A 13,193-nucleotide genomic window follows, 5' to 3' on the forward strand; every position below is an offset into this window, starting at 1 on the left:
TGACGTATACTGGAGGGTTTACAATGGGGGCAGGAGGGATGCACAATGGATAGAATAACACTACCTGCAAGACACAACGATGGCCGGGGATCAGCCCGCAGCTGGCTGGCGATTACAGTGCTTGGGTGGCTGGCCATGACGCTGGGTCTGTTCACGGCTACGGTTGCCGGGAACGCCGTTCGTGCTTCTGGCGGGGCGGACAACACCATTGCTGTCGTCCAGGCTATGACCGCAGCGCTGCTTATTGTGCCCGCGGTCTATCTGATTCAGCGCCGGTTCCGCCTGACCGCCAGACTGCTGCCCTTGACACCGGCTGCGTTCCTGCATATGCTGGGCGGTGCAGCGTCAGCCTTGCTGATGGGTGGACTGGGCTTCATAATTACGGGTGCGCTGGGCTGGACCACCATTACAGCCTGGCATTTCTCTATGGACCTGCTGCTGGCTGTAGCCTTCAATACATGTATTGCCTTCCTGTACGAGGCGCTGCCGGAGGAATTGTCAATGAGAGGGATTGTATACAGCGGCTTACGGCTGCGCCTGCCTGCCTTCGCAGCTTACGGCGCTCAGGTGCTGCTGTTTGTGCTGGTGCCGGTTACGGTGAACCAGCTGCAAGCCTGGAGCGGAATAGGCCGCGGAAGCAGCATTAACGCAGAATATGTGATTATGCTGTTATGTTATGGCACGATGCTTCAGCTATGGCGCAGCTTGACCGGATCACTGTGGGCTTCCATCGGCTTTCATGTGGCCTATCTGGAAATTGCGCGGTTCGTTATCCTGCAGCAGGATCGGCGCTTGCTGACATACACTGAGCTGGAGACAGGGACCGGTCCCGTTGTGATCCAGTTTGGTATAATCATTGTCGGCAGCGCTGTGCTGCTGGTACTGCTCAATCTGTGGCGCCGGCGGCGTCTGCGGACAGCCTCGCAGTAATAAACCATCATCCGGGCATGCCAATGCCGGATGATTTACTGTGCCAAACCTTCTATATAAGAAGCACTAAAGTAATAAACTAAAAGAAAAAGAAGCGGAGGGGAAATTTGGAACTGTAGGAGCGTCAGCGACCGCCTTTAGGTTTGGATTTCTACCGCATTCAGCGGTATAAATTAGGAAATCCAAACCTAACAGCGGCCGGAAGTCCAAATGTTCACCGCAGTGACGATGAAGCTTCAAGTTCAACTCTTAAGTGCTTCTTATAGCCAATAATATTCCTATTTGGAGGGAAGCCGATGTATACCGTAGGGCAGCTGTCCAAGCTAACCGGCGTGTCTGTCCGCACCTTGCATTATTATGAAAAGATGGGACTGCTCCAGCCGGACAGGAATACCGGCAACCAGTACCGCTCTTATAGTGAGAATGATATTTTAAGGCTGCAGAAGATTGCTGTGCTGAAACATATGCATTTTAAACTGAGTGAGATCAAGATTGTCCTCGACAAAGGTGAAGTGGCTCACAACAATGTTGCCGTCTGGAGCCGGGCACTTACGCAGCAGATGGCCTTCGTGAAGCAGCAGCAGGAGAAATTGCAAGCGGTAGAGCATTTGCTGTATTCCACTCTGTACGCCATGAGGGCAAGCGAGCAGGTGAATATAGACGAGATGCTTGGATTTATCCGTGAGCTTGAACAGCCTCCGCAGGGCAAAGAGCTGAGACAGCAGTATTTCTCACCGGAGGAACTCGAGCTGCTGCCGATCAACGATGTAAGCAATCCGCTGGCTATGGAGTGGGCCGATATTCTCAGGCGGGTTAAGGGACTGCTGGCAGAGCCGCCCGATTCGCCAGCAGCGCAGCAGCTTGCATCCTCAATTATTGAATACGCCGATAAAATGTTTGGCGGAGACGAGCAGCTGATCCAAAAATATTGGGACTACATTACTCCGCAGGAGGACCAGTCTGCACGGGTGTACGGAATGACAACCGATGTCATGCAGTATATGGATGCGATCATCCGCATTTATATGGGCGGGGAAGATCCCCGCCCTTAATCGTTTTTCCATGAAGCGTGCCTGTAATGGGGCACGCTTGTTTATTCCTCCCCAGACGCCGAACCCAGCCCCTGATTATCCCCGCCAACCCGCTTCCGGTACTCGCCCGGAGTCAGGCCAGAGGCACGCTTGAACATGCGGATGAACGAGTTCACATTCTGGTAGCCGACCTGAAGCGCGATATCCTGGATGCGCAGGTCGATATTCACCAGCAGCTCCTTGGCCCGCTCGATCCGCAGTGTGTTGAGGTATTCACTGAAGTTGATACCGGTCTTCTCCTTGAAGATGCTCGACAGATAGCCGGAGGTCAGATTCAGCTTGTCGGCTACAATGTTCAGATTGATATCCTCACCGTAATGCTTGTCCAGATACTCCAGCACGAAGCTGATGACCGGGTCCCGGGTCTCCGAGCCGCTGCGGACCGCCGCAAGCACAGGAGTCACCAGCTCCTGGAGCCATTCACTATACTGCTGCGTGGAATAGAAGGCGGCGAATGGCTCGCCGGACAGGGCCGCGACCAGCCCCATTTCAAGCTCCGGCAGATTCAGCTTCATGACGGTCTTGCTTGTCTGTTCTGCCACTCCCGCAGCAAAAGCCCGGAAATCCTCCGCAGCGGCATCCTTATTCTGCAGCTGCTCCAGCTGGCGGTCCAGCCACCCGAACACCGCCTCCTCGCTGCCGGACTGCAGCAGGTTATGCAGCTCTTCTCCATGGGTGACCTTCAGATGAAACGCCTTAGCTGACGAGGCCCGCGGCTCCACGATGATCTGTGTCTCCCCGTTCAGTCTGCGTTCCTTCAGCAGCTCGGACAGGTTGTGGTAAGCATCGGTAAACGGGGTTTCCCCCGAATACACCGGGCTGACCGCTATCGTGAGGTAGAGGGAATGCTCCTCTGCCAGCAGCTCCTGCAAAGTGCTCAGCACCTGAAGAATGGCGCTCTGCGGACCGGGATCGAAGAGCAGCAGCAAGAGCAGATCCTGCTCTGGCTGCAAGGCGACATTCTCGGATTCCTCCCCGGTGAAGAGGCGCTGAATCAGCTGCCATAACGCCAGCGTATGCTTCTCCGGCTCCTCCGGCAGGCGGGTGAAGCTGAGCTTGAACAGGATGGAGGCATACGGCCGTTCGGAATGCAGGGCATCCTCCAGCTCATTCAGACTTGCGTTCAGCGGAATATTTTTTACCTTATGGGTATAAGCATACTGGCGGACCAGCGAATTCTTGTGCGCCAGATCGTTCTGGATGAACCGGTTGTTCTCCAGGATGGAGCTTAGGCGGTCGCCGATAATGGCGAACTCCTTGACGCTGCTCACCTTGCCGGGGACGCTGCCGGATTTGCGGTCGAACGCGGCGATCAGGCGCTGGAGCGGCTGGTTCAGCCGGTAGCTGAACAGGAGCGAGAACAGAAGGCTGACCAGCACCGCAGCAGCGAGCAGAACCGCGAGCAGCAGCCGCATGCCGCGCAGCCCGCTCGCGATGGCGGCAACCTCGGTGACCCGGACGTAGGTGAAGCCGGTCTGCGCCCCTTTTTGATAGAAATAATACTTGTCCCCGATCCGCTCATGAGCGCTTGTATTCACTGCATACTCCAGAGCTGGCAGCCCCGTCTCTGCGGTGGAGAAGAGCAGCCGGTCCTGCGCATCCATTATATAGAAGGGATTCTTCCCGGCATCCCCGTACGCCTGCTCCAGCCGCTGTGGATTCAGCATCACAATGCCGTAGACCTCTTCATAAGGAATAGCCTTGATCATAACCGGCATCAGCCGCCCGAGCGCACGCGTGGAGCTCATTGTTGTTTCCGTAAAAGAGGCGGCAGGGAGGACCTTCAGATACTGGTTGTCCATGGTCTGGCCGCTCCAGAAGTCCGCCGGATACTCCCCGCTGTAATAATATTTGCCGAACATGTCGGCCGCGGTACTCAGTCCCTCTTTCTCAAGAACATAGTCCTCCGCCTTGAAGTACAGAATGAAATTCTCAATGTGCATAAAAGGATTCCCGTACAGCGTCATCAGATCCGACTTGACCTCGCTGAGAATATCATACCGCCGGTTCTCCTTCAGATGGCTGAGAATGCCCAGGTTGGCTGTCCACGTATCCGACTGGGTCAGCGCCAGAATCATATTCTGCGTCAGCCGGAAGTGATTCTCGTACCCTTCCACCGTCTGCTTCAGACTCTGCTCGTTCTGCCGGACCACCTCCTGATAGACCTTCCCGCTAAGATATAGATGAGAGAACAGATTGAATGAAGCCAGCAGCAGGATGACGCTCAGGAAGCTGAGCATGAGCTTGACGAACAGGCCGCTAAGGGCAAATTGGCTGGTAAGCGGTCTCTTCATATGTATTCCCCCTTCAGGTGCAGCCGCTTGGTTATCGTTTTATCCTATCATAGCGGCACAAAGCTGACACGCACAATATGCACTTTTGCTGATTTATACGCTATTCTAGGGAAATACGCAAATAGGGCGAAAAGATATATAACATGCTGATAGCGCTTCCCAAAGACTTGCCGCTATAATTCGGAGACAAACCCCGGAAGCAGAGGGGAAGTTAGCTGACATTCAGCGAGCTGCATCATTAAGAACAAGAGGGGAATGCCTATGGCTCAAACGAGTGTAGTACAAGACAACTTGCGAAAGGAAATGAAAGATCCTTACCGGCGTCAAGGGCGTCTGCTGCGGACCTGGAACCATAACAAAACGCTATGGCTGCTGTTCCTGCCGTGCCTGCTGTACTATCTGATTTTCCGGTATGCGCCGATGTTCGGCCTCGTCATTACGTTTAAGGATTATAATCTGTTTAAAGGAATCTGGGCCAGCGACTGGGTGGGGCTGAAGTATTACCGGATGTTTTTTGAGAATCCTGACTTTTGGCCGCTGATGAAGAACACCCTGCTCCTGGGTCTGTACAAGCTGGTGTTCGGTTTCCCTGCTCCGGTGATCCTGGCGATTCTGCTGAATGAAGTCCGTAAGGCTGCGTTCAAAAAATTCGTGCAGACCGTCAGCTATCTTCCGCATTTCATCTCGAATGTCATTGTGGCGAGCATGGTGATTATGTTCCTGTCGCCGACAGGCGGCCTGATTAACAATCTGCTGGGCACGTTCGGGATCGGACCGGTTAACTTCATGAATGAGCCGGGGATGTTCCGGGGGATCTATGTTCTCTCGGAAATCTGGCAGCATATCGGCTGGGAGACCATCATCTATCTGGCGGCATTAACGGCGATTGATCCCCAGCTCTATGAAGCAGCCGACATGGACGGGGCCAGCCGGATGCGCAAAATATGGCATGTCACGCTGCCCGGCATCTCACCCGCGATTGTCATCACGCTGATTCTGAATATCGGCAAGGTGCTGGAGATTGGCTTCGAGAAGGTATTCCTCATGCAGAACCCGGCGATCTATGATACAGCTGACATCATCAGCACGTATGTGTACCGGGTCGGGATGGAACAGGGGAACTTCAGCTATGGTGCGTCCATTGACCTGTTCATGGGGATTATCAGCCTGATCTTCATCTATAGCGCCAATTACATCAGCCGCCGCGTCAGTGAGACAAGTCTATGGTAGAGAAGAGGTGTGGTGATGAGATCACCGAGAATATCCTTGTTTAATATTGTCAGCACGTTCTTTCTGCTGATCGTTGTGGTGATTACGCTCTATCCGTTCCTGCACATGCTGGCGGTGTCTCTGAGCAGCGATATCAATGTGATCAAGAACACGGTCTCGTTCTGGCCCAAGGGCTTCAATGTGAAGATGTACGAGCTGGTGCTTGGAGACCCGAAGATCTGGACGGCCTATAAAAACACGCTGATCTACACCGTGCTCGGCACGCTGATCTCGCTGGTGGTTACGTCTACCGGGGCCTATGCGCTCTCCCGCCGGGATATGGCGCTGCGCAAGACCTTTACGATGCTGATCGTCGTGACGATGTTCTTCAGCGGCGGGATGATCCCGACCTTCCTCGTGGTCCGCTCCCTGAATATGGTCGATACCGTTTGGGGCATGGTCCTGCCGGGCGCGGTCAGCACCTGGAATCTGATTCTGATGCGTACTTTCTTCTCGGGCATTCCCAAGGAGCTGGAGGAATCCGGGCGCATCGACGGGTTGAATGATATCGGGATATTCATGCGCATCATCATTCCGCTGTCGAAGGCTTCCTTCGCCACTATTGCTTTATTTTACGCAGTGGGCATGTGGAATAACTTCATCTATCCGCTCCTGTATCTGCGCACCCCGGATTTGTTCCCGCTACAGGTGCTGCTCCGCAATCTGGTGCTGGCGGGAAGCGCAAGCTCGGGGGATGTGACCGGGATCGGGGGAGACAACCAGGTCGTTGAAGAGTCGCTCAAATATGCAACGATTATGGTCTCTACGCTGCCGATACTCACGGTATATCCGTTTGTTCAGAAGTATTTTGTCAAAGGCGCCATGATCGGTGCAGTGAAGGGCTGAACCGGTCTGAACCATAACTACTACTTAAGGGAGAGATGAAGAATGAACAAATGGAAGTCTGTAATGCTGCCCCTCGCGGCAGCGGCAATACTGGTGAGCGGCTGCAGCGGGGGCAATAACAATCCCGCTTCGCCTGCGGCTACGGCTGCACCTGGAGGAGAAGCTTCTCCGGCCACTTCGGAAGCGAAGCAGGCTCACACCTTCACCGCACTGCTGGACAACAATGCCACCTTCCCATATTCCAAGGACTGGCCGGTCTGGGGTTGGATCAAGGATCAGACCGGCGTCACGCTGGAGGTGCAGACACCATCCGGGAAGCTGGCTGAAGCGTTAAATCTCGCGGTGGCCTCCAATGCGCTGCCGGATCTGATGTATATGCCCAACCGCAAGGAATCGAACAAATTCGGTCAGCAGGGAGCACTCGTGGACCTGATGGAATACATGGACAAGCTGCCGAATCTGACCGCCTGGATGAAGCAATACCCGGATGAGGCGAAGGCGGCGCTCTCCGCTGACGGCAAGATGTATATGTTCCCGAACCAGGGCTTCGGGGAGACGAACCGGATGATCTGGATGTACCGCCAGGATGTTTTTGAGAAGGAAGGCATTCAGGCTCCCAAGACTTATGATGAGCTGCACACGGCTCTGAAGACGCTGAAGGCGAAATACCCGGACAGCTACCCGCTGTCGCTCCGTTACGGACAGATCCCCGATGAGATGAACACGAATATGACAGTCAACTATGGAACGGGCGAAGGGGCTTACTACGATTTCGATGCAAAAGAATGGCGCTATGGGCCGACAGAGGACAGCTACAAGGAAATGGTCGGCATGTGGAAGCAATTCTATGATGAAGGGCTGATTCCGCCGGACTTCCTCTCGCTGCAGACCAAGCAGTGGCAGGACATGGTGTCTACCGGCAAGTCTTTTGTAACCGTGGATTATATCAGCCGGGTGGACTTCTTCAATAATGCAATGCGCAAGGAGAATCCTGAGTTCAATATGCAGTTCTTGGCTCCTCCCGCAGGGCTTGAAGGCGGCAAGCAGCTGAATCCTTACTTCCATTACATGGAGGGCGGTCTGACGGTTGCTTCGACCTCGAAGAATATCGAAGATATCATGAATTATATGGACTTTTTCTATTCGGAAGACGGCCGCACGCTCAGCAGCTGGGGTGTGGAAGGCGAGACGTATGTGAAGGAAGGCGATACGATCAAGTTCAAGCCGGAATTCACCGATGTGATTGAAATGCGGAAAGCAACGGGACTTCAGACCAGTGGAACCTATACGTGGATTGACTTCAATGCCCATCTGTCCCTGTTCTCGGATGACCTGAAGCACGCCTATGAAGAAGCCGTCAAATACGATCCGGCCAACATGCAGCCGCGTCCGGCCTTCACCGAGAAGGAGAATGAAGTCATCTCGATCACCGGACAGGCGATCAAGAAGCACCGCGATGAGAGCTTCGCCAAGTTCGTGACTGGCTCCCGCAAGCTGGCAGACTGGGATAAATATGTTGAGGAGATCAACAATCTGGGCGTGGACAAGCTGCTGGCAACGTACAAGGAAGCGTATGACCGTGTTCAGAATATTCAATTGAGCAGCAACTAACCGGGTACTGACCGCAGGGAAGAACCACTGAAGCACAGGCAAGGCAATCAGGGTATTCGCTTGACCATTAAAGGAGGCGCCGCTTATGAAGCAATGGCTGCAAGGCTCTGGCAAACGGCTTGGATGGATTCTACCCATGGTAGGTCTGATTGTTGTACTCTCAGCAGTGGCGGTTCCGGGCACAGCCCGGGCCGCAGGCACCATTACACTGGATGAACCGCCCGGGGGATATGTCTCCTCCGGCGGGCCGGTGGAGGTCAGCGGAACGTATACCGGACTGTACGATGTCCGGTTGTACGTGAACGGGACGGCCCAGTTCGAGGCGCTGCTGGATGACACGGACGGGGATGACAGCGGCACCTGGTCTTATACGCTCGACACCTCACGTTACAACGGTTCGGTGGAGCTGGTGGCCCGCGGGCTGGATACCACCACCCGCTATGGGGTGTGGAGTCCGTCCGTCACCCTTGAGGTGAACAACCCGGCAGGCGTTGCGCCAGTGGTGACGATTACCGGACCGGACGAAGGCATTGCCGTGACTGGACAGGTGGCGGTCACCGTTCAGGCAGAATCGGCTACGCCGGTCTCGGGCGTGCAAGTCCGGGTGAACCGGGGACCGTGGCAGCAGGCCGCTTATAACGGCACGCAATATGTATATGCCTGGAATACGGCGGGCATCGGTGACCGCACGATCAGCCTGGAGGCCCGGGCCACGAATGCGCCCGGACGCTACGGCTACAGCCCGACCGTCTATGCGCAGGTCGGTGCGGGCACACATGAAACGGCGGTGCCTCTGCCCGACCAGGACCGGGCCATGTGGATCTGGGAGCCGGAGAGCTATAAGCTGCTGCTGAATCCGGGCTCGCGGGAGGTGCTGGAGTCCTTCGTTACGGACACCGCAACCTTCGGATCAGAGCCGGTGACGACGCTGTATCTGGCTGTGGGCAACTACGCAGGCTACCGGGCGCTGGAGGAGCAGGAGGATGAGCTGCGCTCTTTCATGCGCTGGGCGCATGAGCGGAACTTAAGCGTCCATGCCCTTGTCGCAGGCGGAACCTCCCCGGCTTATATGGGTGCTTATGAGCGCTACCATAGTCATGCCGTACGGGAGATCGAGCAGATTATCAACTACAATCTTGCGGTGGATGCGGATGAGAAGTTTGATGGAATCAATGTGGACATCGAGCCGTATATCTCCCCGGACTTCAAAGACCCAAGCAAGTTCCTGCAAAAGGAGTACCTGGATGGTCTGCAAAAAATGATTGACCGCCGGGATACAGCCGGTATCCAGCTGCCCTTCGGCCCTGCTGTCCCTAAATGGTATGATTCCTCCGAGCAGGGGGCGAATATCCAGTGGAACGGCACGACGAAATGGCTGTCCGAGCATATCCAGGATATCTCCGATTATATCTCGATCATGGATTACCGGGATTCCGCAGACGGCACAGCGGGCATCATTGCCGGCGCAGCTGGAGAGCTGGCTTATGCCGAGGCGATCGGCAAGCCGAATTCCGTAGTCATCGGGGTAGAGACGCTGGATATTGCGAACAGCGGTGACCCGGAGACCATCACCTTCCAGGAGGAAGGCCGCTCTCACATGGAAGCTGAGCTGGACAAGGTCTATGCCGCTTCCGGGCAGAGCAGCGCCTTCGGCGGAATTGCTGTCCATCATTATGATTCCTACCGGGCATTACCTTCATATTGGGGACCGGGCGGCGTCTTCTGGACAGCGCCGGAAGACCATGAAGCACCATCTGCACCTGCGGGTACGCCAACCGCTGTTGCCAGTGACTATCAGAGTATAAGGCTGAATTACGGAATGGCTACTGACAACTTGGAGGTAGACCGCTACATTATCTACCGCAGCACAGTACCCGGCTTTACGCCAACCTCTGCGGATATTGCCGGACTCGCCCGGGGCCTGAATTATCAGGACAAGGGACTGCTCCTGGATACCACTTATTATTACCGCATCGCCGCCCGTGATCTGGCGGGCAATATCGGGCCGGTCTCCAGCGAAGTGTCAGCTGTTACTGGAAGCACAGCGCTTAGGCCGATGATTGTGACCGACATGCAACTGTCGTATAACGGGACTGCGGCTTCCGCTACTATGAAAGTGCGCGACTATACCACAGGGGAGGTACTCGCAGGGGCTGCTATAGAAGGCCGTTTCACGTATTCGGCGGGCCGTTACGCGGCGGCAGTAACAGGAGCGGACGGGCGGGCAGCCTTCACTTCAGAGGCTATTCTGTCGGGGCGTCAAGCCGGATTCGAGCCGAGAAGAGTTCAGGCAGCCGGTTATTACTATGCCAGCGCCCATGACCTGCCGCATACTACCGCATTACTGTCGCATGGCGGGCTTAGTGGATTAACGTTATCGGCAGGAGTGTGGGATAAGCCTTTTGCTGCAAGTGACAAGGTCTATACCGTAACTGTCAATAGCAATGTGACTTCGCTGCAGGTCACCCATGTTACTGCCAAGGCATCAGATGCGGTAAGGATTAACGGACTGCCCGTGGCATCGGGAACGGCCGCGTCCGTTACGATCGGGTCAGAGCCTGCCGATGTATCGGTCCTGGTGTATCACGAGGATGGAACCGCAGATCTCTATCTGCTGCATATCGAGCGAAGTGCCCCGGCAGATCCGGTAATCCCGGTGACCATGGATGCCTATGTCCATGAGCATCAGCCTTCGGCCAATTTCGGGCAGGAGCCTGTGCTGGAGGTGGCCGATCTGCCGAATGCACAGGGCGGAGGGGACCGCATCGCCTTCATGAAGGCCGAGTTGAATCTCTCCGGGACGGCGGTGCAGTCCGTAACGCTGAACGTCTATGTTACCGCTGCTCCAGCTTCTCCGGTTACGCTTGCTCTGAAGGGCTACACCGGAGCGCAGTGGACCGAGAGTGGCATCACCTGGAATAACCGCCCTGTCAGCGGCGGAACGAATCTCGGAACAGTCCGGGTCACCGGGTCCGGGTGGTACAGCGCGGATGTGACCGCTTATGTTGTCGCGGCAGCAGCGGCTGGACTTACGCCGACCTTTCAGTGGAGCGACCCTAATACTACGGGAATCGTTGTAACGCTGGCCAGTTCAGAGAATTCGGATAACAAGCCATATCTGTTAGTTAATGACGGGTTGTAAAAGAGAAGGGGCGGTCACTTCCGCCCCAATAAGGAGGAGAGGGTTCATCATGGAAGAGACGTTGACTCCGGCGGCGGAGCATCTAGTGGAGCGTATGCGCGTTCTGGTCTATAACCAGCGCAGCGAGATGGGTGCTGCAGCGGCAGGAGCAGTTGGGCAGCGAATCAGAGACTTGCAGGGGAAGTCCCAGGCTCCGGTCCGCATTGTATTTGCCGCAGCTCCGTCACAGAATGAGCTGTATGAGGGGCTGGTGCGGGAGCAGGGGATTGACTGGTCCCGGGTGCACGCTTTTCATATGGATGAATATATCGGCCTGCCGGAGAAGGCCCCTCAGCGCTTCGGGAACTATTTGCAGGAACGGTTGTTCAGCAGAGTCAATCCCGGCCGGATCGAGCTGCTGGGCCGGACGGGCAATATTGAAGGGGAGTGCCGGAGATACGCGGAGCTGCTGAATGAAGCGCCTATTGATATCGTCTGCCTTGGCATCGGTGAGAACGGGCATATTGCGTTCAATGATCCGCCTGTAGCCGATTTCGCCGATCCGCTGCTTGTGAAAGCGGTCGAATTGGATGAAGCCTGCCGGACGCAGCAGGTGAATGACGGCTGCTTCGCCACGCTGGACGATGTCCCTACTCATGCGCTGACGCTGACCGTGCCCGCCTTGATGGCAGGCCGCCATCTGTTCGGGATTGTTCCCGGGAAGGCCAAGCAGGCCGCATTGCAAGCGGCGCTTCATGGCCCGCTCAGTACCGTGTGCCCGGCGAGCATCCTACGGACTCATCCCGCCATTACGCTGTTCACGGACCGGGATGCCTTCGGCTCATGAACGGTGTGATCTCGGGAAGACATTACAGAACCGGACTGCCGCTGGAGGTCCACGTTAACGGTGGCGTCATTGAATCGGTTCATACGCTAGCCGAGAGTCCGCATATGGCCGATTGGCCCTGGCTTGCGCCGGGTCTGGTTGATTTGCAGGTGAACGGCGGCTGGGGGCTTGACTTCAATACACTGCCGCTTGCACCGGAGACCGTAGCCGGACTCTCTCGCCGTTTGCTGGCCCGGGGAGTAACCTCTTATTGTCCGACCCTGATAACCAACGGGCCGGACCAGCTCGCACAGGCGGCGTCCGCAATTGCCGAAGCCGTGCGGACGCTGCCGGGTATAGCCGGGCTGATTGCAGGCATCCATCTGGAGGGACCATTCCTGTCGCCGGAGGACGGTCCGCGCGGTGCGCATCCCTTAGAGCATATCTGCCCGCCTGACTGGGAGGCCTTCTGCCGCTGGCAGGAGGCGGCGGAGGGGCTGATCCGGATCATTACCGTGTCGCCCGAATGGCCGGGAGCCGCAGCCTTCATCTCCAGATGCACCGCTTCCGGCGTGAGGGTCTCCATCGGACATACGGCAGCCTCCCCCGAGCAGATCCGGGAAGCGGTAGCTGCAGGCGCGGTGATGTCTACTCATCTGGGCAACGGTACGCATCTTACTCTGCCGCGCCATCCTCACTATCTGTGGGAGCAACTGGCTGCCGATGAGCTGTATGGCTGCATGATTGCCGACGGCTGCCATCTGCCGGATGCGCTGCTGAAGGTGATCCTGCGGGTGAAGCGGCAGAGGGCGATTCTGGTCAGCGATGCCGTCTCGCTGAGCGGCATGGCGCCGGGTGCCTACCGGCTGCATATCGGCGGCGACGTGGTGCTGACGCCGGAAGGAAGGCTGCATCTGGCTGGCCATCCGCGGCTGCTGGCCGGATCGGCCATGATGCTGGCGGACCAGGTGGCCTACCTGGCCCGGGCCGGGTTGGCACCGCTGGAGGAGGCGCTCGACTGCGCCTCACTTCACCCGGCCCGGCTGCTGGGGCTCCCGCAGGCTGCCGGACTTACCGCCGGTGCCCCAGCAGATCTGATCGGCTTCCGCAAGGGCAGCGGTGGGGGCCTGGAGATCCAGGCGGTATGGAAGAACGGCCGGATTACAGCGGCCAAGAAGGACTAGGAGAGTAACAGAATAAAAGAA

At 56.5% G+C, this 13,193-nt stretch carries 9 protein-coding genes; 8 read left to right on the forward strand and 1 reads right to left on the reverse strand.

The window, feature by feature from the left end:
* Positions 1-45: 45 nt before the first annotated feature.
* Together J2Z70_RS07100 and J2Z70_RS07105 are read left to right on the forward strand one after the other, a co-directional pair.
* Positions 46-930, forward strand: a complete 885-nt coding sequence (locus tag J2Z70_RS07100; protein ID WP_209870921.1) for a CPBP family glutamic-type intramembrane protease — start codon at positions 46-48, stop codon at positions 928-930.
* Positions 931-1,226: 296 nt separating this feature from the next.
* Positions 1,227-1,982 carry a MerR family transcriptional regulator gene (locus tag J2Z70_RS07105; RefSeq protein ID WP_209870923.1) on the forward strand — a complete coding sequence of 252 codons (756 nt, stop codon included), beginning with the start codon at positions 1,227-1,229 and terminating at the stop codon, positions 1,980-1,982.
* A 41-nt stretch (positions 1,983-2,023) separates the two neighbouring features.
* Here the strand turns inward: J2Z70_RS07105 and J2Z70_RS07110 are convergent, their stop codons facing one another.
* Positions 2,024-4,315 carry a helix-turn-helix transcriptional regulator gene (locus J2Z70_RS07110; protein ID WP_209870925.1) on the reverse strand — a complete coding sequence of 764 codons (2,292 nt, stop codon included), beginning with the start codon at positions 4,313-4,315 and terminating at the stop codon, positions 2,024-2,026.
* Between the two features lie 261 nt (positions 4,316-4,576).
* Between J2Z70_RS07110 and J2Z70_RS07115 the strand changes: the two genes are divergently transcribed.
* The 6 genes from J2Z70_RS07115 to J2Z70_RS07140 all read left to right on the forward strand — a co-directional run bounded on the left by J2Z70_RS07115 (position 4,577) and on the right by J2Z70_RS07140 (position 13,172).
* Positions 4,577-5,545 (forward strand): ABC transporter permease, encoded by a 969-nt coding sequence (locus tag J2Z70_RS07115; protein WP_209870926.1) that lies wholly within the window; start codon positions 4,577-4,579, stop codon positions 5,543-5,545.
* Positions 5,546-5,560: 15 nt separating this feature from the next.
* The gene (locus J2Z70_RS07120) at positions 5,561-6,430 is read left to right on the forward strand and encodes a carbohydrate ABC transporter permease (RefSeq protein WP_209870928.1); all 870 of its coding nucleotides are present in this window, start codon (positions 5,561-5,563) and stop codon (positions 6,428-6,430) included.
* A 42-nt stretch (positions 6,431-6,472) separates the two neighbouring features.
* Positions 6,473-8,041, forward strand: coding sequence for an extracellular solute-binding protein (locus J2Z70_RS07125; RefSeq protein ID WP_209870929.1), 1,569 nt, complete (start codon positions 6,473-6,475; stop codon positions 8,039-8,041).
* Positions 8,042-8,126: 85 nt separating this feature from the next.
* Positions 8,127-11,183, forward strand: a complete 3,057-nt coding sequence (locus tag J2Z70_RS07130) for a CBM96 family carbohydrate-binding protein (protein ID WP_209870932.1) — start codon at positions 8,127-8,129, stop codon at positions 11,181-11,183.
* Positions 11,184-11,232: 49 nt separating this feature from the next.
* The gene (locus J2Z70_RS07135; protein ID WP_209870935.1) at positions 11,233-12,009 is read left to right on the forward strand and encodes a glucosamine-6-phosphate deaminase; all 777 of its coding nucleotides are present in this window, start codon (positions 11,233-11,235) and stop codon (positions 12,007-12,009) included.
* Positions 12,006-13,172: an N-acetylglucosamine-6-phosphate deacetylase gene (locus J2Z70_RS07140; protein WP_209870938.1), complete on the forward strand. Its 1,167-nt coding sequence runs from the start codon at positions 12,006-12,008 to the stop codon at positions 13,170-13,172. The genes J2Z70_RS07135 and J2Z70_RS07140 overlap by 4 nt, the downstream gene beginning before the upstream one ends.
* Positions 13,173-13,193: the final 21 nt, after the last annotated feature.

This window comes from Paenibacillus silagei, from assembly GCF_017874735.1.
Taxonomy (GTDB): Bacteria; Bacillota; Bacilli; order Paenibacillales; family Paenibacillaceae; genus Paenibacillus_AQ; species Paenibacillus_AQ silagei.

Bases quoted from the DNA above. Each gene is read 5' to 3' on its own strand.
- J2Z70_RS07110 (WP_209870925.1), bottom strand. From the start codon at position 4,315: ATGAAGAGACCGCTTACCAGCCAATTTGCCCTTAGCGGCCTGTTCGTC.
- J2Z70_RS07135 (WP_209870935.1), top strand. From the start codon at position 11,233: ATGGAAGAGACGTTGACTCCGGCGGCGGAGCATCTAGTGGAGCGTATG.
- J2Z70_RS07105 (WP_209870923.1), top strand. From the start codon at position 1,227: ATGTATACCGTAGGGCAGCTGTCCAAGCTAACCGGCGTGTCTGTCCGC.
- J2Z70_RS07125 (WP_209870929.1), top strand. From the start codon at position 6,473: ATGAACAAATGGAAGTCTGTAATGCTGCCCCTCGCGGCAGCGGCAATA.
- J2Z70_RS07115 (WP_209870926.1), top strand. From the start codon at position 4,577: ATGGCTCAAACGAGTGTAGTACAAGACAACTTGCGAAAGGAAATGAAA.
- J2Z70_RS07100 (WP_209870921.1), top strand. From the start codon at position 46: ATGGATAGAATAACACTACCTGCAAGACACAACGATGGCCGGGGATCA.
- J2Z70_RS07140 (WP_209870938.1), top strand. From the start codon at position 12,006: ATGAACGGTGTGATCTCGGGAAGACATTACAGAACCGGACTGCCGCTG.
- J2Z70_RS07130 (WP_209870932.1), top strand. From the start codon at position 8,127: ATGAAGCAATGGCTGCAAGGCTCTGGCAAACGGCTTGGATGGATTCTA.
- J2Z70_RS07120 (WP_209870928.1), top strand. From the start codon at position 5,561: ATGAGATCACCGAGAATATCCTTGTTTAATATTGTCAGCACGTTCTTT.